At 58.8% G+C, this 21,476-nt stretch carries 22 protein-coding genes, 4 tRNA genes and 1 pseudogene; 18 read left to right on the top strand and 9 right to left on the bottom strand.

The window, feature by feature from the left end:
- Positions 1-4: 4 nt before the first annotated feature.
- Both oadA and ACA058_RS20830 read left to right on the top strand, forming a co-directional pair.
- Entirely contained in the window at positions 5-1,828 is a 1,824-nt protein-coding gene (oadA, locus tag ACA058_RS20835) for a sodium-extruding oxaloacetate decarboxylase subunit alpha (protein ID WP_497635713.1), read from the top strand.
- A gap of 388 nt (positions 1,829-2,216) precedes the next feature.
- Entirely contained in the window at positions 2,217-3,275 is a 1,059-nt protein-coding gene (locus tag ACA058_RS20830) for an AI-2E family transporter (protein WP_497635712.1), read from the top strand.
- Here the strand turns inward: ACA058_RS20830 and ACA058_RS20825 are convergent.
- The 3 genes and pseudogenes from ACA058_RS20825 to ACA058_RS20815 all read right to left on the bottom strand — a co-directional run bounded on the left by ACA058_RS20825 (position 3,272) and on the right by ACA058_RS20815 (position 4,127).
- Positions 3,272-3,463, bottom strand: a complete 192-nt coding sequence (locus ACA058_RS20825; protein WP_497639977.1) for a hypothetical protein — start codon at positions 3,461-3,463, stop codon at positions 3,272-3,274. The two genes, ACA058_RS20830 and ACA058_RS20825, sit on opposite strands and share 4 nt — an antisense overlap.
- A 115-nt stretch (positions 3,464-3,578) precedes the next feature.
- Positions 3,579-3,769 (bottom strand): annotated as a pseudogene (locus ACA058_RS20820) (hypothetical protein).
- Positions 3,744-4,127, bottom strand: a complete 384-nt coding sequence (locus tag ACA058_RS20815) for a hypothetical protein (RefSeq protein ID WP_497635711.1) — start codon at positions 4,125-4,127, stop codon at positions 3,744-3,746. The pseudogene ACA058_RS20820 and the gene ACA058_RS20815 overlap by 26 nt, the downstream one beginning before the upstream one ends.
- 244 nt (positions 4,128-4,371) lie before the next feature.
- Between ACA058_RS20815 and ACA058_RS20810 the strand changes: the two genes are divergently transcribed.
- Positions 4,372-5,199, top strand: coding sequence for a shikimate 5-dehydrogenase (locus ACA058_RS20810; RefSeq protein ID WP_497635710.1), 828 nt, complete (start codon positions 4,372-4,374; stop codon positions 5,197-5,199).
- Positions 5,200-5,243: 44 nt separating this feature from the next.
- On the opposite strand, the gene ACA058_RS20805 is transcribed toward ACA058_RS20810, so the two are convergent.
- Positions 5,244-5,891, bottom strand: coding sequence for a YceH family protein (locus ACA058_RS20805; protein ID WP_497635709.1), 648 nt, complete (start codon positions 5,889-5,891; stop codon positions 5,244-5,246).
- Between the two features lie 211 nt (positions 5,892-6,102).
- On the opposite strand from ACA058_RS20805, the gene ACA058_RS20800 reads away from it, so the two are divergent.
- A complete protein-coding gene (locus ACA058_RS20800; protein ID WP_497635708.1) occupies positions 6,103-6,690 on the top strand; it encodes an acyl-CoA dehydrogenase family protein in 588 nt (195 codons plus the stop codon).
- Between the two features lie 76 nt (positions 6,691-6,766).
- Positions 6,767-7,276, top strand: coding sequence for a DUF1993 domain-containing protein (locus ACA058_RS20795; RefSeq protein WP_497635707.1), 510 nt, complete (start codon positions 6,767-6,769; stop codon positions 7,274-7,276).
- Between the two features lie 204 nt (positions 7,277-7,480).
- On the opposite strand, the gene sstT is transcribed toward ACA058_RS20795, so the two are convergent.
- Positions 7,481-8,713, bottom strand: a complete 1,233-nt coding sequence (gene sstT / locus ACA058_RS20790; RefSeq protein ID WP_497635706.1) for a serine/threonine transporter SstT — start codon at positions 8,711-8,713, stop codon at positions 7,481-7,483.
- Positions 8,714-9,038: 325 nt separating this feature from the next.
- Between sstT and ACA058_RS20785 the strand changes: the two genes are divergently transcribed.
- The gene (locus tag ACA058_RS20785) at positions 9,039-10,193 is read left to right on the top strand and encodes an MFS transporter (RefSeq protein ID WP_497635705.1); all 1,155 of its coding nucleotides are present in this window, start codon (positions 9,039-9,041) and stop codon (positions 10,191-10,193) included.
- Between the two features lie 4 nt (positions 10,194-10,197).
- On the opposite strand, the gene nhaR is transcribed toward ACA058_RS20785, so the two are convergent.
- Positions 10,198-11,097 carry a transcriptional activator NhaR gene (nhaR, locus tag ACA058_RS20780; RefSeq protein WP_497635704.1) on the bottom strand — a complete coding sequence of 300 codons (900 nt, stop codon included), beginning with the start codon at positions 11,095-11,097 and terminating at the stop codon, positions 10,198-10,200.
- A 135-nt stretch (positions 11,098-11,232) separates the two neighbouring features.
- Here nhaR and ACA058_RS20775 point away from each other — a divergent pair, with 135 nt between their 5' ends.
- Both ACA058_RS20775 and ACA058_RS20770 read left to right on the top strand, forming a co-directional pair.
- A complete protein-coding gene (locus ACA058_RS20775; protein ID WP_497635703.1) occupies positions 11,233-11,475 on the top strand; it encodes a hypothetical protein in 243 nt (80 codons plus the stop codon).
- Between the two features lie 29 nt (positions 11,476-11,504).
- Positions 11,505-12,254, top strand: coding sequence for a TerC family protein (locus tag ACA058_RS20770; protein ID WP_497635702.1), 750 nt, complete (start codon positions 11,505-11,507; stop codon positions 12,252-12,254).
- Between the two features lie 71 nt (positions 12,255-12,325).
- Here the strand turns inward: ACA058_RS20770 and ACA058_RS20765 are convergent, their stop codons facing one another.
- Positions 12,326-12,481: a hypothetical protein gene (locus ACA058_RS20765; RefSeq protein WP_497640034.1), complete on the bottom strand. Its 156-nt coding sequence runs from the start codon at positions 12,479-12,481 to the stop codon at positions 12,326-12,328.
- Positions 12,482-12,660: 179 nt separating this feature from the next.
- Here ACA058_RS20765 and ACA058_RS20760 point away from each other — a divergent pair, with 179 nt between their 5' ends.
- From ACA058_RS20760 to ACA058_RS20750, 3 genes are all read left to right on the top strand, one after another.
- Positions 12,661-13,389 (top strand): peptidase C39 family protein, encoded by a 729-nt coding sequence (locus ACA058_RS20760; RefSeq protein WP_497635701.1) that lies wholly within the window; start codon positions 12,661-12,663, stop codon positions 13,387-13,389.
- A gap of 87 nt (positions 13,390-13,476) precedes the next feature.
- Complete coding sequence (locus ACA058_RS20755; protein WP_497635700.1) at positions 13,477-13,683, top strand: DUF6021 family protein; 207 nt, start codon at positions 13,477-13,479, stop codon at positions 13,681-13,683.
- A 17-nt stretch (positions 13,684-13,700) separates the two neighbouring features.
- Complete coding sequence (locus tag ACA058_RS20750) at positions 13,701-13,916, top strand: hypothetical protein (RefSeq protein ID WP_497635699.1); 216 nt, start codon at positions 13,701-13,703, stop codon at positions 13,914-13,916.
- An 891-nt stretch (positions 13,917-14,807) separates the two neighbouring features.
- Here the strand turns inward: ACA058_RS20750 and pbpG are convergent.
- A complete protein-coding gene (gene pbpG, locus ACA058_RS20745; protein ID WP_497635698.1) occupies positions 14,808-15,749 on the bottom strand; it encodes a D-alanyl-D-alanine endopeptidase in 942 nt (313 codons plus the stop codon).
- 240 nt (positions 15,750-15,989) lie between these two features.
- On the bottom strand, positions 15,990-16,844 hold the full coding sequence (gene folD, locus ACA058_RS20740) for a bifunctional methylenetetrahydrofolate dehydrogenase/methenyltetrahydrofolate cyclohydrolase FolD (protein WP_497635697.1): 855 nt from the start codon (positions 16,842-16,844) through the stop codon (positions 15,990-15,992).
- A 275-nt stretch (positions 16,845-17,119) separates the two neighbouring features.
- On the opposite strand from folD, the gene ACA058_RS20735 reads away from it, so the two are divergent.
- The 7 genes from ACA058_RS20735 (at position 17,120) to clpX (ending at position 21,431) form a co-directional block, all read left to right on the top strand.
- A tRNA-Arg gene (locus ACA058_RS20735) sits at positions 17,120-17,196 on the top strand.
- A gap of 32 nt (positions 17,197-17,228) precedes the next feature.
- Positions 17,229-17,304: transfer RNA gene (locus tag ACA058_RS20730), tRNA-His, on the top strand.
- Positions 17,305-17,361: 57 nt separating this feature from the next.
- Positions 17,362-17,446: transfer RNA gene (locus ACA058_RS20725), tRNA-Leu, on the top strand.
- Between the two features lie 78 nt (positions 17,447-17,524).
- Positions 17,525-17,600 (top strand) — tRNA-His (locus ACA058_RS20720).
- A 395-nt stretch (positions 17,601-17,995) separates the two neighbouring features.
- Positions 17,996-19,306, top strand: coding sequence for a trigger factor (gene tig, locus ACA058_RS20715; protein ID WP_497635696.1), 1,311 nt, complete (start codon positions 17,996-17,998; stop codon positions 19,304-19,306).
- A gap of 93 nt (positions 19,307-19,399) precedes the next feature.
- A complete protein-coding gene (gene clpP, locus ACA058_RS20710) occupies positions 19,400-20,035 on the top strand; it encodes an ATP-dependent Clp endopeptidase proteolytic subunit ClpP (protein ID WP_497635695.1) in 636 nt (211 codons plus the stop codon).
- Positions 20,036-20,147: 112 nt separating this feature from the next.
- Positions 20,148-21,431 (top strand): ATP-dependent Clp protease ATP-binding subunit ClpX, encoded by a 1,284-nt coding sequence (gene clpX / locus ACA058_RS20705; protein WP_007946893.1) that lies wholly within the window; start codon positions 20,148-20,150, stop codon positions 21,429-21,431.
- Positions 21,432-21,476: the final 45 nt, after the last annotated feature.

Genomic DNA, 21,476 nt, shown 5'->3' with positions numbered 1-21,476 from the left:
AACAATGAGTAAGACTGATTCTGCTAAAAAAATCCATGTAACCGACACCATCCTGCGCGACGCCCACCAATCGCTGCTCGCGACCCGCATGCGCACCGAAGACATGCTGCCGATCTGCGACAAGCTCGACAAGGTCGGCTACTGGTCGCTGGAGTGCTGGGGTGGCGCGACGTTTGACGCCTGCGTACGTTTCCTCAAGGAAGATCCGTGGGAGCGTCTGCGCCAACTGCGCGCGGCGTTGCCTAACACACGCCTGCAAATGCTCCTGCGCGGCCAGAACCTGCTGGGCTATCGCCACTACAGCGACGACGTGGTCAAGGCCTTCGTCGCCAAGGCAGCGGTCAACGGCATCGACGTGTTCCGCATCTTCGACGCCATGAACGACGTACGTAACCTGCGCGTGGCCATCGAAGCGGTCAAAGCCGCCGGCAAGCACGCCCAGGGCACCATCGCCTACACCACCAGCCCGGTGCACACCATTGATGCGTTCGTAGCGCAGGCCAGGCAAATGGAAGCCATGGGTTGCGACTCGGTGGCAATCAAGGACATGGCCGGCCTGCTGACCCCGTACGCCACCGGCGAACTGGTCAGGGCGTTGAAATCCGAGCAGTCGCTACCGGTGTTCATCCACTCGCACGACACCGCCGGCATGGCCACCATGTGCCAACTCAAGGCCATCGAAAACGGCGCCGACCACATCGACACCGCGATCTCCAGCTTCGCCTCGGGCACCAGCCACCCGGGTACCGAATCGATGGTTGCCGCCCTTAAAGGCAGCGAGTTCGATACCGGCCTGAACCTGGAGCTGCTGCAGGAAATCGGTCTGTACTTCTACGCCGTGCGCAAGAAGTACCACCAGTTCGAAAGCGAATTCACCGCCGTCGACACCCGGGTTCAAGTCAACCAGGTGCCGGGCGGGATGATTTCCAACCTGGCCAACCAGTTGAAAGAGCAGGGCGCCCTGAACCGCATGGGCGAAGTGCTGGCAGAGATTCCGCGTGTTCGCGAAGACCTCGGGTTCCCGCCACTGGTGACCCCGACTTCGCAAATCGTCGGCACCCAGGCGTTTTTCAACGTGCTGGCCGGCGAGCGCTACAAGACCATCACCAACGAAGTGAAGCTGTACCTGCAAGGCGGCTACGGCAAGGCGCCGGCCCCCGTGAACGAGCAACTGCGTCGCCAGGCCATCGGCAGCGAAGAAGTGATCGACGTGCGCCCAGCCGACCTGCTCAAGCCGGAAATGGCCAAGCTGCGCGCCGACATCGGTGCCCTGGCCAAGTCTGAAGAAGACGTGCTGACCTACGCCATGTTCCCGGATATCGGGCGCAAGTTCCTCGAAGAGCGTGCGGCGGGCACCCTGACCCCCGAAGTGCTGTTGCCGATTCCTGAAGCCGGTGGCGTCGCTTCGGCCGGCGGCGAAGGTGTGCCAACCGAGTTCGTCATCGACGTCCACGGCGAAACCTACCGCGTCGACATCACCGGTGTGGGCGTCAAGGCTGAAGGCAAGCGTCACTTCTACCTGTCCATCGACGGCATGCCGGAAGAAGTGGTGTTCGAACCGCTCAATGAATTCGTCGGCGGTGGCAGCAGCAAGCGCAAGCAGGCGTCGGCCCCGGGCCACGTCAGCACCACCATGCCGGGCAACATCGTCGATGTGCTGGTCAAGGAAGGCGACACCGTCAAGGCGGGCCAGGCTGTGCTGATCACCGAAGCGATGAAGATGGAAACCGAAGTCCAGGCAGCCATCGCCGGCAAAGTCACCGCCATTCACGTGGCCAAGGGCGACCGGGTGAACCCGGGCGAGATCCTGATCGAGATCGAAGGCTGAGTTAACGGCCGCGATACAACGCTTTAAACCTCGGGGGGGCATGTGCTCCCCTTTTTTTTGGTTCTTCACGCTATCCCGGGAAAAACAGGTAACGCGATACTTGTAGGAGCCGGCTTGCTGGCGATGGTCGTCAACGATACCGCGGAAGAAACTGGTTAAACGCGGCGCACTTGAGTCCATCGCCAGCAAGCCGGCTCCTACAGGTATTGCGTTGACTATGTTTCCCGGGATTCCGTGAAGAGCCTTTTTTTGGCCTGGACTTTCACGACTGGTCCCTTGGGCACCTTCCCCTATGCTTTTTGCACAAACGGACGGCACTCGCGCGAGCTGTGATGGCCTAAGCATCAGGGCGCAACGTTGTGTCCCGGTGGACTGACCTGGATCGGACATGAACGAAGACACGCTAAAAGATAGATCGCTGGCGGTTTTGCTGGTGTTGGTGAGCATCGCTTTCATCTGGATCCTGCTGCCGTTCTACGGTGCGGTGTTCTGGGCGGTGATCCTGGGGATTGTCTTTGCGCCCATGCAGCGCCGGTTGCAACTCAAGTTCAGCTGGCAGCGCAACCTGACTTCGCTGTGTACCTTGAGCATCTGCCTGGTGATTGCGATCCTGCCGGTAATCATCATCGGCTTCCTGCTGGTTCAGGAAGGCGCGGCGCTGTACAAGAGTGTCGAGAGCGGTGAGCTGGACATTGCCGGGTATGTAACGCAGTTCAAGCACAGCCTGCCACCGTATTTCCAGCATTTGCTCGACCGGTTCGGCGTGGGTGAGCTGAACGGGCTGCGGGAGAAAATCGTCAAGAGCGCGATGGCAGGCGGCGAGGTGACGAATCAGATGTTCAGTCTTGGCCAGGGAACGTTCCGGTTCATCGTCAGCTTTTTCATCATGCTCTACCTGCTGTTTTTCTTCCTGCGCGACGGTGCCGAACTCGCGCGCAATGTGCGCATGGCCGTGCCGTTGGAGGAGCACCAGAAGCGCCGTTTGCAGCTCAAGTTCAATCGCGTGGTGCGGGCCACGGTGAAGGGCAACCTGTTGGTGGCGATTACCCAGGGCGCATTGGGCGGCATGATTTTCTGGTTTCTGGACGTTCCCAGCGCACTGGTCTGGGCGGTGTTGATGGCGCTTCTGTCGCTGTTGCCGGCGGTCGGGGCAGGGATTGTCTGGGCGCCGGTGGCGGCGTTTTTCCTGCTCACCGGTGCAGTCTGGCAAGGCGTGGTGCTGGGGTTGTTCGGGGTGTTCGTGATTGGCCTGGTGGATAACGTGCTGCGACCGATCCTGGTGGGCAAGGACACGAAGATGCCGGACTACATGATCCTGATCTCGACCCTGGGTGGCCTGGCGCTGTTCGGACTCAACGGTTTTGTCATCGGCCCGTTGATCGCGGCCCTGTTCATGTCGAGCTGGGACATTTTCATCGAGACCAAACCACGGGTCCAGCTGCCTTAGGCACGGAGCTTGCCTGCCTGTCCCGTGCCGATTCGCTGGGACAACGCCTGGGCGTCCGGTAGCGAAGTGAGCGGGCCGCTGATTTGTTCGCCGTCCTGGACCAGGTACCAGCAGGCGAGCAATCCAAGCGCTCTGAGCGGTGCGGGAACGGCGCTGCCGATAACGGACATAATCTGAACCTGAGACATCATAAGGACCTCCATCAATTTGTGGAGTCACCTTACGGTCCGGGCGCTTCGAGGGAAAATCAACGTTTTCAATAGTGGTCATTGATGCCAGTGAGGTCAGCTCAGCGGCTGACGCTCAGGCGACCACCTGATCGAGCATATGAACCACTTCCTGCTCGTTCAGCAGGCCCTTGCGCACCAGGTTCTGCGTCAGCCGCGAAAGGAACTTGGCGCTGCGTGACCTTCCAGGTGCTTGAGTTCGGTCAGGGCGTTGAAGAACGGCGGATTGCGGGCGCGGGGACTACCAGCGGCCGTAGCCGCGGGGATGGCCGTAATAGCCGCGAGGCGGGCCGTAGTAACCACGAGGTGGACCGTAATAGACCGGCGCCGGGCGATAGTAGATCGGTTGTTCGATGTACACCGGTGCGGGCTGGTAGTAGACCGGTGGAGGCGGCGCCATGTATACCGGCTGTGGTTGCGCGTAAACCGGCTGAGCGTAGACCGGTTGCGGTGCCACATACACAGGCCGGTTGCTGTTGATGATTGCCGAGCCAACGATGGCCGAGCCGACGATCGCGCCAAATACCGCCGGACCTTCCCAGCCGCCACCGCCATGCGCCTCTGCTTGCCCTGCGACAGCCAGGGCGCCGATCAGCAAGGCCACTGTAGGGATTCTACGGATCATGATGACTCCTCGGTTCTTCGCCCCGGCGCTTGTGTCTGCCATAGACACAAGGAATGTCGCGGGGATACTTCTAAGACAGCTTTTTTTTCATAATCAGCACAGCCGCCAGGTAAATTTTGTGTAAGGTCTGTGTCGTCATCCTTACGGTCACGCGGCGTCGATCAGGGCACGCGAATATGATTGATCAGAACCCGATGGGCTGGCTAATCCCGTCCATCCGAAAGTGCAGCACAAGGAGATTCACATGCAGATGAACCCCAACCGAGACACCCAGCTGTGCATGTCCCTCTCCGGGCGCCCCGGGAACTTTGGCCTGCGATTTCACAATCATCTGTATGAGCAACTGGGGCTGAATTTCTACTACAAGGCGTTTTCCAGCCAGGACCTGCCGGGCGCCGTCGGCGGCATCCGCGCCCTGGGTATTCGCGGTTGCGGCGTATCGATGCCGTTCAAGGAAGCCTGCATTGCCCTGGTCGATGAACTGGACCCTTCTGCCGCGGCCATCCAGTCGATCAATACCATCGTCAATACCGACGGCCATCTCAAGGCCTTCAACACTGACTATATCGCCATTGCCCAGTTGCTGCAGATCCACCAGGTGCCCAAAGACAGCACTTTTGCCCTGCTGGGCAGTGGTGGCATGGCCAAGGCAGTGGCCAGCGCCTTGCGCGATGGTGGTTACCACAATGGCCTGATCGTGGCCCGTAACGAGCGCGCGGGCCAGGCGTTGGCCAAGTCGTTGGGCTACCCCTGGCAGGCCGAGCTGGGTGAGCAACGCCCTCAAATGCTCATCAACGTCACGCCAATCGGCATGACCGGCCCGCAAGCCGAGCAGTTGGCGTTCGATGCCCAAGCCATTGCTGCTGCGGATATCGTCTTCGATGTCGTCGCGGTTCCCGCGGAAACCCCGCTGATCGTGCGCGCTCGTGACGAGGGCAAACATGTCATCACCGGGCTCGAAGTGATTGCGATCCAGGCACTGGAGCAATTTGTGCTTTATACCGGTGTGCGCCCGACCGATGAGCAGTTTCAAAAAGCTGTGGAGTTTGCCCGCAGCAGCCTTGCCTATTGATTGACGGGCAGCCAGGAACGCCGCCCGGAACGAGCTCGCACCTTTTATTCGAGGCGTGCCAAACGCTCTTCCAGCGCGGCGATTCGTGCTTCGAGCTCTTCAATTCGCTCAACCGACACAGCGCCGCCAGCACCGCGCTCCGGCGCATTTTGCCGTGCAGCGAGGATCGCTTCGATATCCGCCGGATCACCCAGTGCGTGGGTATAACGATCTTCACGCTGGCCGGCCTGACGCGGGATCAACACTGCCAGGCCACGGGCAATCAGGCGTTCGAGTTGATGCACGACCTGCTCGGCATCCTCGAAATCATGCATGCGCCCGCTGCGGGTCAGCAGTTCGTTGACCGTCTGTGGCCCCCTTAAAAACAACAGCCCGGTCAGAATCACCTGCGCTGGCACCAGTTCCAGTGCCTTGTCGACCTTGTGCTCCCAACGATCGGCACGGCTGCCCATCACCAGTCTGGCGAAGCCGCGTCCTTCGAGGGCGCGCAGGCTCTGGCCAACCTGGCCCTGGGTGAGGTTCATCACCGGTTCGCGGCTGGTTTTCTGATTGCAGGCAATCACCAGGGCATTGAGGGTCAGCGGATAGGTTTCCGGGCTGGTGGCCTGTTTCTCGATCAGGGAGCCCAGAATGCGGATTTCCGTGCTGTTGAGCCGTGGTTCGTCGAACGTCGTTTCTTGCTCAGTACTCACAGTGTCTGGAACCTCGCTAACGGTTGATCTGGAAAATATCGGCTAATAAAACCTCGTTCAGGGAGGTTAGTCGAGCATTGCTGTGTTGCCGCGCTTGATTCTCGGCGGCATCACCCGTTCGGACTAGGCAAGGCTAACGATTCTACCGCCTCTATGTTCAAAGGGGGTGCTGCGCCACGCGCGCCCCGCCAAACGAGCAGAAGGCGCCGCGATGGAGTTTGCATTCAGCGACGAACAGGAAATGATCCGCGCATCCGCCGAGGGCTTCCTCGCCGATGTCTCGGATTCCGCCGCCGTACGTGCGGCAATGGCCAGCGAACGGGGATTCGACGAGGCCCTCTGGCAGCGGCTATGCCAGGAAATGTGCTGGCCGGCGATTCATATTCCCGAAGCCTACGGCGGTCTCGGCCTGGGTTTTGTCGAACTGGCAATCCTGCTGGAGCAGATGGGCCGGCGTTTGCTGTGCTCGCCGTTTTTCGCCACCGCCTGCATGGCCACGCCTGCGCTGTTGTTGGCTGCCAACGATGAACAGAAGCTGCGCTGGTTGCCGTCGATTGCCGACGGCAGCGTGACCGCGACCCTGGGTTTGAGCAGCGCCAACGGCTGGTCAGCCGCCGACGTCCAGGCAACCGTGGTGGTCGAAGGCGACGGCTTTGTCCTCGACGGCACGCTCAAGCATGTACTCGATGGGCACGGCGCCGACCTGTTGATCATTGCCGCACGGCAACCCGGAACCCAGCGCAACATCATCGCCGAGCGTGCCTTGGGCATGCCCAAAGAGCCGCGTCCGAACAGATAAAAAAGAGCCGTCTCGGGAGGGCCGCGCACGGCTATAATCGGCCGACGTTTTCCTCCTGTCATCACACGAGACTGCCATGACTATTTCCCTGTACGACGCTTCCGTGCCTGTTTTCCAGCAAATGCTCAATGCCCTGAGCGACGTGCTGAAAAAAGCCGAGGCCCACGCTACCGCCAGGAACATCGACCCGAACGCCTTCCTGCAAGCCCGTCTGTACCCGGACATGTTCCCGCTGGTGCGTCAGGTGCAGATCGCCGTTGATTTCGCCAAGGGCGTTTCCTCGCGTCTGGCCGAGGTTGAAGTGCCGAAGTACGAAGACAGCGAAACCACATTCGCCGAACTGCAAGCGCTAATCGCCAAGGTCCTGGCCTACATCGGCGAGTTCTCGCCTGAGCAGATCAATGGCAAGGAAGGCATCGAGATCGTTACCCGTCCTGGCACGCCTAAAGAGAAGCGATTCTCCGGCCAGGCTTACCTGTTGACCTACGGCCTGCCGCAGTTCTTCTTCCACGTCACCACCACTTACGCACTGCTGCGCCACAACGGCGTTGAAGTTGGCAAGCGCGATTACATGGGCGCGTTCTAAACCGGCCCAGGTACAAAAAAGCCCCCGCAACCTTTGGTTGCGGGGGCTTTTTCATTTGTACGCATTTTTCAGCTACACCATCAATCCTTGTGGGAGCGAGCTTGCTCGCGATGGCGGAGTGTCAGTCGACAGCTTTGTTGAATGATAAAACGCTATCGTCGGAACGCCGCCCGGAGCAAGCTCGCTCCCACAGGGTCCTCGGTGTTACGCCAATCGCTGTACTTTCTGCTCTTCACCCAGGCAAGCTGCCGCAGTGAACAGCACGTCCGTGGACGAATTCAAAGCCGTCTCCGCCGAATCCTGCAACACACCAATAATGAAACCAACCGCCACCACCTGCATGGCGATTTCGCTCGGGATGCCGAACAGGCTGCACGCCAGTGGAATCAAGAGCAGCGAACCACCGGCCACCCCCGAAGCGCCACAGGCGCAGATCGCCGCAACGACGCTGAGCAGAATGGCGGTCGGAATGTCCACGGCGATCCCCAGCGTGTGCACGGCCGCCAGGGTCAGCACGGTGATGGTGATGGCTGCACCGGCCATGTTGATGGTCGCGCCCAGCGGGATCGATACCGAGTAAGTGTCTTCATGCAAACCCAGACGCTTGCTCAGTTCCAGGTTGACCGGAATGTTCGCCGCCGAGCTACGGGTGAAGAACGCAGTGATGCCGCTTTCGCGCAGGCACATCAGCACCAACGGGTATGGGTTGCGGCGCAGTTTCCAGAACACGATGAGCGGGTTCATCACCAGCGCCACGAACAGCATGCAACCGAGCAACACGGCTAGCAGTTGCGCGTAGCCGATCAAGGCGCCGAAACCGGAGGTGGCCAGGGTCGAGGCCACCAGACCGAAGATACCCAGCGGCGCGAAGCTGATCACCAGGCGTACGATCACGGTCACGCCATTGGACAGGTCGCCCAGCACTTCGCGAGTAGTGTCGCCCGCGTGGCGAATGGCGATGCCCATGCCGATGGCCCAGGCCAGAATGCCGATGAAATTGGCGTTCATCAGCGCGCTGACCGGATTGTCGACCACGCTCAGCAGCAGGCTTTGCAGCACTTCACCAATCCCGCCCGGCGCGGTCACCGCAACGTCATGGGTCGACAGCACCAGGCTGGACGGGAACATCATGCTGGCAACCACCGCGACCACGGCGGCGGCGAAAGTCCCCAGCAGATACAGGAACAGAATCGGCCGGATATGGGTTTCCTGGCCGTGCTTGTGGTTGGCGATCGACGCCATGACCAGCACGAACACCAGAATCGGCGCGACCGCTTTCAGCGCGCTGATGAAGACTTTGCCGATAAACGCCGTGGACTTGGCCGTTTCAGGCGCGAACAAGGCCAGGGCAATACCGGCGATCAGGCCGATCACGATTTGCGTGACCAGGCTCAGGCGTTTCAGGCGTTGCAATAGAGAAGGGGATGAAGCAGTCATAAAACGGCATCTCTGATTTTTTATAAGTGCAAGGCTTCGCAGCTTCTGAGGGGCGGGCCACAGGCAGGAAACCGAAGAGGGTCGCGACATCGACGTCATGAAAGATCGATGAACACCGGGTGTACGTTTTGCAGGGCGCGGACTTTATCACAGCGTAGGCACGATCCTTCAGACCTGTGACGAACTGCCGCCCTGGCATTCAACGCGAATTGCAGGTTCGTGCAACCGCATCCGCAATCACTCTGGTAAGATTCGCCATCCTCATTTTCATATTGCCAGTGGGCCTTCGGGCTATCGCTGGTGTTCTCGTTTTCTGGAGTTTTGCATGCTGTTGCCCATCCTTCTGTTGTCTGCCGCCGGGTTCACGGTGCTGACCACGGAATTCGTCATCGTCGGCCTGTTACCAGCGATCGCCCGTGATCTTGACGTCAGCATCCCGCAAGCGGGGTTGCTGGTGACCCTGTTCGCCTTTACCGTTGCTGCGTTCGGACCGTTTCTCACGGCGTACTTCGCCCGCTTCGAGCGGCGCAAGCTGTTTATCTCGGTGTTGATCATGTTTGGTCTGGCCAACACGCTGGCGGCACTGGCGCCGAATATCTGGGTAATGGCGTTCGCGCGGCTGATTCCGGCGCTGGGGTTGCCGGTGTTCTGGGCCTTGGCCAGTGAAACAGCGGTCGATATTGTCGGGCCGGATTACGCCGGACGTGCCATCGCCAAGATCGGCTTCGGCATTGTCTGCGCCACGGTGTTCGGCATTCCGGTCGGTACGTTGATTTCCGATGCGTTCGGCTGGCGCAGTGCTTTTGCGATTCTGGCGGTCATCGCCTTTGCCAAGGCGTTGCTGCTGTTTATCTATCTGCCGAAGACGAACCTGCACCAGCATCAGGTCAGTTTTCGTTCGCAGTTCAAGATCCTGCGCAGCCCATTGATGATCGGTCACGTGTTGCTGTCGGTGATTGTATTCAGCGGCATGTTCACCGCTTACACCTATCTGGCGGACATCCTTGAGCGCCTGGCCGGGTTCAACGGCACGGTGGTCGGCTGGTGCCTGATGGGCTTCGGCGCGGTCGGGTTGATCGGTAATTCGTTGGGTGGTCGTGCGGTGGACCGTCATCCGCTGATGGCTTCGATGATGTTCTGCGCATTCATGATCGCTGGCCTGGTGGCGCTGGTGCCGAACATTCATTCGCCCCTCGGCCTGGCGGCGGCGATGGGCATCTGGGGGGTGACTCAGGCGGCGATGTTCCTGGTCAGCCATGTGCGCTTGATGAAAGCCGCGCCGGAAGCGCCGGCGTTCGCCGCGTCGCTGAATATTGCCGGGGCCAACCTCGGGATTGGCCTGGGGGCCATGGTCGGCGGCCGGGTGATCGACAGCGTTGGCCTGCAAGGCCTCGGTTTCGCGGCGGCGGCTTTTATCCTGGCCTCGATCCTGTTGGCCATCGCCTTGATGACCTTCAAGCCGCGTGAAGTCTGCGCCTGAGGCTTCACAGTTCGGTAAACAACTCGCGTCGGGCACCTTCGGTAATGGCGACAATGCCAGGGTGCTTGACCTTGCGATCCACCGAAATGGCGTAGAACGACTCGCTTACCGCGTCGGTCTGGCCAATCACTTGCACGCCGCATTGGCGTTGCACTTCGTCGGCGATCACGCTCGGGCCGATGAATATTCCGCTGCCGGACTGGCCGAACGCCTGCATCAAGGCACTGTCGTCGAACTCACCAACGATCTGCGGCTGGATCTGCTGCTCGGCGAACCAGCGCTGCAAGCGGCTGCGCACCACGGTTTCCGGCCCGGGAATCAGCAGGGGCGCGCCGTGCAGGCTGCGGGGAAAGTCCCGGCCGTAGCGCGCCGCCAGTTCGGCTGTGGCAAAGAAACTGATCCCGCATTCGCCGAGTTTCTGGCTGTAGCCCTTGATGTCCAGGTGCGATGGCATCGGGCTGTCGGAAATCACCAGGTCCAGGCGCTGGATGGCCAGATCGGCCAGCAGCCGCTCAAGTTTGTCCTCGCGGCAGGTAATGCGCAACGGCTCACTCAATTCCATGGTCGGCGCGATCAGGCGATATACGATGGACTTGGGCACCACGTCGGCCACGCCCACGCGAAACAGGATTTGCTGCTCGTTGGGCTGCGCCCGCAACATCAATTCCAGTTCGCCCCCCAGTTGAAACATTTGCTCGGCGTAGGGCAGGGTTTGCCGGCCTGCCTCCGTCAGCTCAAGCTGCCGGCCAACCCGGCGGAACAGCTCAATGCCATAGGTTTGTTCGAGCAGCGAGATCTGCCCGCTGATGGTTTGTGGCGTCAGGTTCAGTTGCTCGCAGGCGCGCACGATGCTGCCGGTCTTGGCTACCACCCAGAAGTAATGCAATTGCCGATAGTTGAGCATGGAAACCAACAGTTCGTGAAAACCGAAGTATAACCGCTAAAAAAACGAATTTTCCTGAAGTATTCAATTCCCTAGAATCCCTCGCTATCAACGGGCCATCGTTTCGGCTGCGTTCGTTATATCGAGGAATACACAATGAAATTTAAAGCCACGGCACTGCTGATCACGTCTTTACTGGTTCTGGCCGGTTGCGATCAGGCAGAAAAAAGCGCCCAGCAGTTGATGGGCAAGGCTGCCGAAAGCGCGAAGCAGGCAATCGACGACACCCACAAGGCCGCCGAGCAAGCGCTCAGCGATGCCACCGGCGGGCTGATCAGCAAAAAAGAATCATCGGAAAAAGATGCGGAAAAATCCGCATCGTCCTCCCAGGAAATCTAAACCGTCTTACAGCGAGTCAGGACTGACCCATGGAATACCTTTTACAATTAGCCGCCAGCCCCACTGCCTGGGTCGCCTTGGCCACCCTGGTGGTGATGGAAATCGTGCTCGGCATCGATAACCTGATCTTCATTTCGATCCTGACCAACAAACTGCCCGAGCAGCATCGGCAGAAAGCACGGCGCATCGGTATCGGCATGGCTTTGATCCTGCGCTTGGGCTTGCTCAGCACCATCGCCTTCATCGTTCAGCTGACGGCGCCAGTGATCGAGATCCTCGGCCATGCGTTCTCCTGGAAGGACATGATCCTGATCGCCGGCGGCCTGTTCCTGTTGTGGAAGGCCACCACCGAGATCCATCACAGCATGGACCCGGCGCCAGACGATCCGAAGTCGGCCACCTCGACCGTGACCCTGGGCTTTGCCGCGGCGATCGGTCAGATCCTGATGCTGGACATGGTGTTCTCCATCGACAGCATCATTACCGCTGTCGGCATGACCGAGCATTTGCCGATCATGATCATTGCCGTGGTGGTGTCGGTGCTGGTGATGTTGCTGGCGGCTGATCCGTTGGCCAAGTTCATCAATGACAACCCGACGGTGGTCATGCTGGCGCTGGGCTTCCTGATCATGATCGGCATGACGCTGATCGCCGAAGGTTTCGGCGCCCACGTACCGAAGGGCTACGTCTATGCCGCGATGACGTTCTCGGCAGCGATCGAAATGTTGAACATGATGTCCCGTCGGGCAAGGCAGAAGCGGGTTAGCGCTCAAGCCTGACCCTCGCTGAAACGAAACGGCCGCCTGGAGTCCAGGCGGCCGTTTTTTTTTGGATGACCGAAGGCTTTCGTTTAGTGGGCGGTGGCGTGTTGTGCGGCGGCTTTTTCGGTTTTCGCCAGAGGTGCCGGCTGGACAGGGTGATGGTGCCGGCGGGAAATGCGCAGGACACCCCATAACATGGCGGCGGCTACTGCCAACCAGCCAGAAATCAACATTACGATTGTCATTGCCAGGCTCATCGAGGCCTCCTCTTTGCCCTGCAGCGGGCACACACCCTATTCAAGTGACAGTCTAGTCGCTGACGTGTTTCAGGCTATTGACCAAAGGTCGGCTATCACCAACCAGTTTGCTCTATCGGATGCAATCAACTGCCGGTTAAGGCTATACCGCTGCGGTTCGGCGTCCTATGATCGACGGCCAAGCCGGGACCGCGATTGCCTGGCGGCTGAATAAGAGAGTGATGATGGTGCGAGTAATGTCTCGAATGCTGTCGGCGGCGCTGATAGTGGGGTGCGTTGTCGGCCTGGCGGGTTGCGCGGGGAGCGTTGCGCCGCAGATCAAGCGTCTGCCAGAGCGTGTCGAGCTTAGCGGCAGGTTCTACAAGGGCGTGGCGAACCAAAGCGGGCCACAAGTGCTGGCGAGCATGCTGTCCCAGCAGGGCATCGTGATCACCCCTGGCTTGCTCGATAAACCCTTGCATCTGCCGGGCGGCGAGGCGCAATTGCAACAGAACATGCAGAACCTCGCCCGCGAGTACGGGATGGTGGTCTATCCCCTCGACAGCAATCTGCCGGCCTTGTTGACCCAGGTCGCCGCCGGTTATCCGGTGATGGTGCGCTTCACTGAAGGCTCGGCGCTCTGGGCCGAGCCGCGTTACGCGATCTTGAGCGGGTACAACCGTCAGAAGCAGACCGTTTTGCTGCGCGCAGGCATGGATCAGCGGTTGATGATGGGTTTCAGCTCGTTCGAATCGGCGTTCAAAGACGCCGGTGGATGGGCGGTGTTGATCCAGAATCCGACCCAGCTGCCCGCTCAGGTCGATCAGCAACGCTGGCTCAAGGCAGCCAACGACCTCGCTCAGGCGGGCCAGGAACAGGCTGCCGCCAAGGCGAAGAAAACGCTGGAAGCGCAGTAAGCCCGTTCGTCACCCGCCGGGCACCTGCGCCCGTTGCCAGCCTCTTATGCAAAAGGCCCGGATTTTCCCGGGCTCTCAGGAGGTGCCATGGCACATTCCAATACCCCCGACGGCCCTCACTCGTCCGAGCATTCGTCTGGCGATGAGTTGGGGTTCGATCCCGACTCCCCGGACCTTGCTGATCCGGCGGTCGATCCAATCGGGCCGGCCAAGGCACCGAGGGATGTGAAGCCGGGTGATAACTCCAAGGCTCCGGCCAAACCCTACGATCCACTGGGTGATCTGAAACCCTAGGTCTATTGGAGGTGCGTATGTCAACTGATTCGAGTTTCAACGACAAACGTCCGGAAACCGTGCCGACCACTCCTGAGCAGGACACGGACCCGGTGATGGATCCGGACAGTCCGATGCGCGATCCGCTGGCACGGCCGACGGTGGTGCCGGTCGAACATCCGCAAGGCTGGCGCGACCCCAGCAAAGGTGATGGCATTCCCGATGATGACCAGATGCCATTGCCCAACGATTGATTGCGGAGAGGCGTTTGCGGTTGTACCCGATCTACTGTGGGAGCTGGCCTGCCGGCGAGGGCGGCCTGTCAGCCAACCTATTTTTTGTTGACGGAGTACATATCCATTCCTGCGGTAACGGCCACCTAGGGTTTCGCTTTTACAGCGAGTCACTTGGAAGAGCCCGGTAGGAGCGAGCCTGCTCGCGATGGAGGTCAACGATTACGCGGGGAGCCTGACACCTCGCGGTGCTCTCTGGTTTTTCGCGAGCATGCTCGCTCCTACAGGGCCCACTGCGAAGAACCTCCACTCGGCCTCTCGATATAGGGCAAGAAAATCAAAAGCCAAAGCAACGCGAGGCGGCCTGACAGCCGACCTGATTACAGGCTTGTCCGCGATCCATTGTAGGAGCGAGCATGCTCGCGATGAACGTTCAGACAACGCGTTCATCCAGACAGGGCGCGTTATCGTTGACGACCATCGCGAGCAGCATCGCTCCTACAGGGGAACGTGCTCACTCGATATCAGGTCGGCTGTCAGGCCGCCTCGCTGTGCTTTTGATCGTGGCGCCCCGTTAAACCACGATGGCCGAACGCAGGCATTGCGCAGTGGCTAAACCGGCAGGACGCCGGTTTAGCCGCGCTGGGCCATGGATGGCCCATCGCGGCGACCCACGGAGCAATGCCGGAGTGAGAGCATGCCGAGCCCTAGCGAGGCACCGAGTGGTGGGGCAAAGCCTTTTGCTTACTTTTCGCTGGGCCGGCATTCCGGCGTTTGGAAAAGTGAGTCGCCGTAAGGGCGAAACCATAGGTGGCCGTGACCGCAGCAACGGATATACACCCAATCCAAATACGCTCATGTAGCCCCCCTACCCGGATTGTCGGGGGCTTTTTGCCTGCGGTATCTGCCTGCTTACTTCGAAGCTTCAACGACACCACTCTGCCGCTGCTTCAGGTTCTTTTCCGATTTGTACTGCAAGGCTGCAGAAGCCACGTTGGCGCTCTTGCCGGATTCGACCCAATTGCGGATGCGGGCGGCATCGGCAAAGTGTGTGTATTTGCCGTAAGCGTCAAGGAGTACCAGGGCAACCGGACGGTTACTCATCCGGGTCACCAGCACCAGGCAGTGACCTGCTGCGTTGGTGAAACCGGTTTTCGTCAGCTGTATGTCCCAGTCTGGCTTGCGCACCAAATGGTCGGTATTACGGAAACCCAGGCTATAGATGGGTTTGCGGAAGGTAACGGTTTTTTCCTTGGTGGTGCTCAGCTCTGTCAGCAACGGGTATTTGTGCGCGGCGATCAGCAGCTTGCTCAGGTCGCGAGCGGTGGACACGTTGCGCGGGGAGAGGCCGGTCGGCTCGACGAAATGGGTGTTGGTCATCCCCAGCGCCCTGGCCTTGGCATTCATGGCGGCGATAAAGGCGACATAGCCGCCCGGATAGTGGTGGGCCAAGCTCGCGGCGGCGCGGTTCTCGGAGGACATCAGGGCAATCAGCAGCATTTCCCGGCGCGGCAGTTCGCTCTTGAGTTTTACCCGCGAGTACACACCCTTCATTTCCGGCGTGTCGCTGATGTTGATGTTGATGTACTCATCCATGTTCTGCCTGGCTTCAACCACGACCAGGCCGGTCATCAGTTTGCTGACGGAAGCGATGGGGACGACGACGTCCGGATTGCTGGCATAGATGATTTTGTTGGTCTGCATGTCCAGCAGCAAGGAGCTGCCGGAAGCGAGCTTGAGTTGCGAGGTGTCTCGAGGCGCTGCGGTGGTGGTGTCGCCCGCGATGGCCAGTGGCGTGATGAAAGTCCCTGTAACAGCAAAAAATAGGCTCAGGATGGAAAGACGGATTTTCACGCTGGCGGACTCAATAAAGTGTTGATAAGCCGTTTTGTAACGGGCTATTTCTTAAAAAAGCGCGACATTCTGGAGTATGGCTGAATAACTGTCGATGGTTGTTCGAGGGCGGGGTGAAAGTCCTTGGAAACATGAAAAAAAAGTCACTTTCCGGCGGATGGTCGATCCTGTTCCGCAGGCAAAAAAGAACCCCGCCATGGGCGGGGTTCCTTGTGTCGCTGGCTACCTCTGCCTTGAGCTTCAGCTATGCAGGGTTTCGGCGGCGTACAGCGTGTTTTCCAGCAGACAGGCGCGGGTCATAGGGCCGACGCCACCTGGCACCGGAGTGATCCAGCCGGCACGGGGCAGGGCGGTTTCATAGATAACGTCACCCACCAGTTTGCCGTCTTCCTGGCGGTTGATGCCGACGTCGATCACGATCGCGCCTTCCTTGATCCACTCACCTTTTACCAGGCCCGGCTTGCCGGCGGCGACGACCACCAGGTCGGCGCGGCCGACATGACCCGCCAGGTCCTTGGTGAAGCGGTGGGTGACAGTCACGGTGCAACCGGCCAGCAGCAATTCCATCGCCATCGGGCGTCCGACGATATTGGAAGCGCCGACCACCACCGCGTTCATCCCGTAGAGATCGGCACCGGTGCTTTCCAGCAGGGTCATGATGCCTTTTGGCGTGCATGGACGCAGCAATGGAATGCGTTGGGCCAGGCGGCCGACGTTATAAGGATGGAAGCCATCTACGTCTTTATCCGGACGAATGCGTTCCAGCAATTTGGAGGCGTCCAGATGTTCAGGAAGAGGGAGCTGAAGCAGAACGCCGTCAATCGCCGGATCGTCATTGAGGCGATCGATCAGCTCGGCCAACGCTTCTTGAGTGGTGTCGCAAGGCATGTCATAGGCCTGGGACAGGAAGCCGACCTCTTCACAGTCTTTACGCTTGTGCGAGACATAAACCTGAGAGGCAGGATCGCTGCCGACCAGGATCACCGCGAGGCCGGGCGTGCGCAGGCCTTGCTGGCGCCGCTCGTTGACGCGTTGGGCGATCTGCTGGCGCAGGCTGGCGGCGATCGATTTGCCGTCGATAAGTTGTGCAGTCATTGCGCGTGATTAACCATCGAGAGGGGAAAAAAAGAGAGCGCATTCTCGCATGTCATGCGTTGAGGGCAAAGGCGCTTGGTCTGCAAATTCCGCTAACCCCTTTAATTAAATGAATTTTTTTTAAAAAGGATTTGACGACCTGCGGGGGGCTCTATACTATTCGTCGCACTTGTCGGGCACAGCCTAGCACTGGTTGAGAAGGTTGAGCGGGATTAAGATTCTGCAAGACTGAAAAGCACTTAGTTTGTAGTCCTCCAAGAGTACAGATTAACAAGGCGCCCGTAGCTCAGCTGGATAGAGCATCCGCCTTCTAAGCGGATGGTCGCAGGTTCGAGTCCTGCCGGGTGCGCCATTAGGCAGCTTTGGCACAAGTAGCGCGATATGGTGGGCGTAGCTCAGTTGGTAGAGCACGGGATTGTGACTCCCGTTGTCGTGGGTTCGATCCCCATCGTCCACCCCATATTTCGAAGGGCGCCAGATTAACAGTCTGGCGCCTTTGCTTTAAAGGCTTCATCTCGCGGATGTGGTGGAATTGGTAGACACACTGGATTTAGGTTCCAGCGCCGCGAGGCGTAAGAGTTCGAGTCTCTTCATCCGCACCAAACAAGACTTCACCCATGCCGCCTGGTCTGGTTGAGGTTCAACAAAGAAGTGATTTGGCTTCTTTGTTACGCAATATGGTGGGCGTAGCTCAGTTGGTAGAGCACGGGATTGTGACTCCCGTTGTCGTGGGTTCGATCCCCATCGTCCACCCCATATTTCGAAAAGGCGCCAGATTAATAGTCTGGCGCCTTTTTTGTTTCAGTGGATCCAGCGACCGCGGGTTCCGGGTCGCAAGGGCAGGGCGTTTCGTCGTTTTTATGTTTCGCGATGATGCCGTACTGCCCGCCGGCCTTGCTCGCAAGATCGGCTGTCAGGGAGATGATTGGCAACCTCTTTCATATAAGGAAGGGTTGGCGCAGAGCCTTGGCGTGATTGGCTGTATTTGCCACCGGGGCGAGGTGCACTCGTGCATTCGCACCTATAAATTGCCTGCTGCGTTTTTACCCGTTTTCAGTAGGGTGACTTCTTGAGTTTGACCCACTAGAATGCATGCCCTTGATTCTGGGGTCGGAAACGGCCGGCTAACGTCTGTGCAACGAGGAATATCCATGCAAGTTTCTGTTGAAAATACTTCTGCTCTTGAGCGCCGCATGAGCATCACCGTGCCGGCTGAGCGCATCGAGACTCAGGTCAACAAGCGTCTGCAGCAGACTGCCCAAAAGGCCAAGATTGCTGGCTTCCGTCCAGGCAAAGTGCCAATGAGCGAAATCAAGCGTCGTTTCGGCGCTGAAGCTCGCCAGGAAGCGGTAGGCGACGTCATCCAGTCTTCCTTCTACGAAGCCGTTGTCGAGCAGAAGCTGAACCCGGCTGGTTCGCCTTCGATCGAGCCTAAATCCCTGGAAGCCGGCAAGGACCTGGAATACGTCGCTGTATTCGAAGTGTTCCCTGAGTTCACCGTTGCCGGTTTCGAAGGTATCGCCGTAGAGCGCCTGAGCGCTGACGTGGCTGATGCCGATCTGGACAAGATGCTGGACATCCTGCGCAAGCAGAACACCCGTTTCGAAGTGGCCGATCGCGCTGCCCAGACCGAAGACCAACTGAACATCGATTTCGTCGGCAAGGTCGAGGGTGAAGTGTTCGCTGGCGGTTCCGCCAAGGGCACCCAGCTGGTTCTGGGTTCCGGCCGCATGATCCCGGGCTTCGAAGACGGTCTGGTTGGCGCTAAAGCCGGCGAAGAGCGCGTTCTGAACCTGACCTTCCCAGAGGACTATCAGAACCTCGACCTGGCTGGCAAGACCGCTGAGTTCACCGTTACCGTGAACACCGTTTCCGAGCCAAAACTGCCTGAGCTGGCTGAAGAGTTCTTCGCTCAATTCGGCATCAAGGAAACCGGTCTGGAAGGCTTCCGCACCGAAGTTCGCAAGAACATGGAGCGCGAACTGCGTCAGGCGATCAAATCCAAGGTCAAGAATCAGGTCATGGACGGTCTGCTGGCTACCAACCCGATCGAAGTGCCAAAGGCTCTGCTGTCCAACGAAGTCGACCGACTGCGCGTGCAGGCTGTTCAACAGTTCGGCGGCAACATCAAGCCTGACCAACTGCCGGCCGAGCTTTTCGAAGAGCAGGCCAAGCGCCGCGTTGTCCTGGGCCTGATCGTGGCTGAAGTGGTCAAGCAATTCGACCTGAAGCCTGACGAAGCCCGCGTTCGCGAGATGATTCAGGAAATGGCTTCGGCTTACCAGGAACCTGAGCAAGTTGTGTCCTGGTACTACAAGAACGACCAGCAGCTGAACGAAGTTCGTTCGGTTGTGCTGGAAGAGCAAGTTGTGGATACTGTTCTGCAGAAAGCTAGCGTGACCGACAAATCGGTCTCTTACGAAGAAGCAGTCAAGCCGGTAGAAGCTCCACAAGCCGACTGATCGTTTTTGCGGTAAGAAGCACACACCATAAGCCAGCTCTCGAGCTGGCTTATGCGTATTCAAGACATAACTATTTGGGAGTGACTGCAGAGCATGTTCCGTAATTCGTATATTCAGCAGAACTCTGATATCCAGGCCGCAGGCGGCCTGGTCCCGATGGTTGTCGAGCAGTCCGCTCGTGGCGAGCGCGCCTACGACATCTACTCGCGCCTCCTCAAGGAACGAGTGATCTTTCTGGTGGGTCCGGTAGAGGACTACATGGCCAACCTGATCTGTGCGCAACTGCTGTTCCTTGAAGCGGAAAACCCGGACAAGGACATCCATCTCTATATCAACTCCCCGGGCGGTTCGGTGACGGCGGGCATGTCGATCTATGACACCATGCAGTTCATCAAACCCAACGTGTCGACCACCTGTATCGGTCAAGCGTGCAGCATGGGCGCGTTCCTGCTGACGGCCGGTGCCAAAGGCAAGCGTTACTGCCTGCCGAACTCGCGTGTGATGATTCACCAGCCACTGGGCGGTTTCCAGGGCCAGGCGTCGGATATCGAAATCCATGCCAAGGAAATCCTCTTCATCCGTGAGCGTCTCAACACGCTGATGGCCAAGCACAGCGGGCGCACTCTCGAAGAAATCGAGCGCGATACCAATCGCGATAATTTCATGAGTGCAGAAGCCGCACGTGAGTATGGGTTGATCGATGAAGTGATCACCCAACGCCCCGCTTAAAATAAGCAGCTCAAAATAGGGTTGGTCGGCTGGTCTGATCACCGGCGGGCTTGAAAAAGCCCGCAATAGCCTTCATCTTGTGTTGCAAGCCTATCGGATTTGGATCGAACGAATGACTGACACCCGCAACGGCGAGGACAACGGCAAGCTGCTCTATTGCTCCTTCTGTGGCAAAAGCCAGCATGAAGTGCGCAAATTGATTGCCGGCCCCTCGGTCTTTATCTGCGACGAGTGCGTCGACCTGTGCAATGACATCATCCGTGAGGAGGTGCAGGAAGCCCAGGCCGAGAGCAGCGCGCATAAATTGCCTTCGCCTAAAGAAATCAGCGGCATCCTTGATCAATACGTGATTGGTCAGGAGCGTGCGAAAAAGGTTCTCGCCGTAGCGGTGTACAACCACTACAAGCGCCTGAACCAGCGTGACAAGAAGAATGACGACGTCGAACTCGGCAAGAGCAACATCTTGCTGATCGGCCCGACAGGCTCGGGTAAGACCCTGCTTGCCGAAACACTGGCCCGCTTGCTGAACGTTCCGTTCACCATCGCCGACGCAACCACCCTCACCGAGGCGGGTTATGTGGGTGAAGATGTCGAGAACATCATTCAGAAGCTGCTGCAGAAGTGCGATTACGACGTGGAAAAAGCCCAGATGGGCATTGTCTACATCGACGAAATCGACAAGATTTCGCGCAAGTCTGACAACCCGTCGATCACCCGGGACGTTTCCGGTGAAGGCGTGCAGCAGGCCCTGCTCAAGTTGATCGAAGGCACGGTCGCTTCCGTTCCGCCGCAAGGTGGTCGCAAGCATCCGCAGCAGGAATTCCTTCAGGTCGACACCCGTAACATCCTGTTCATCTGCGGTGGTGCGTTCTCCGGTCTGGAAAAGGTTATTCAAAACCGTTCCACCAAGGGCGGTATCGGTTTCAACGCGGAAGTTCGCAGCAAGGAAGAAGGCAAGAAAGTCGGTGAGTCCCTGCGTGAAGTCGAGCCTGACGATTTGGTCAAGTTCGGTCTGATCCCGGAATTCGTCGGTCGTCTGCCGGTCCTGGCCACGCTTGACGAGCTTGATGAAGCTGCCTTGATGCAGATCCTCACCGAACCGAAAAACGCGCTGACCAAGCAATACGCCAAGCTGTTCGAGATGGAAGGCGTGGACCTGGAATTCCGGGCCGACGCACTGAAATCGGTCGCAAAACGCGCGCTGGAACGCAAGACCGGTGCTCGTGGGCTGCGTTCGATTCTCGAAGGTGTGTTGCTCGACACTATGTATGAAATCCCCTCGCAGTCTGAGGTGAGTAAAGTAGTGATCGATGAAAGCGTTATAGAAGGCAAGTCCAAGCCACTGTATATCTACGAAAACAGTGAGCCTGCTGCCAAGGCCGCGCCAGACGCCTAAGCGTCGCGCAGTCGGTATAAAGAAGGGGCCTTCGGGCCCCTTTGC

The organism is Pseudomonas sp. LBUM1649 (assembly GCF_059716155.1).
The sequence above is the reverse complement of the archived record's forward strand: the minus strand, read 5'-3'. Positions and strand labels throughout refer to the sequence as shown.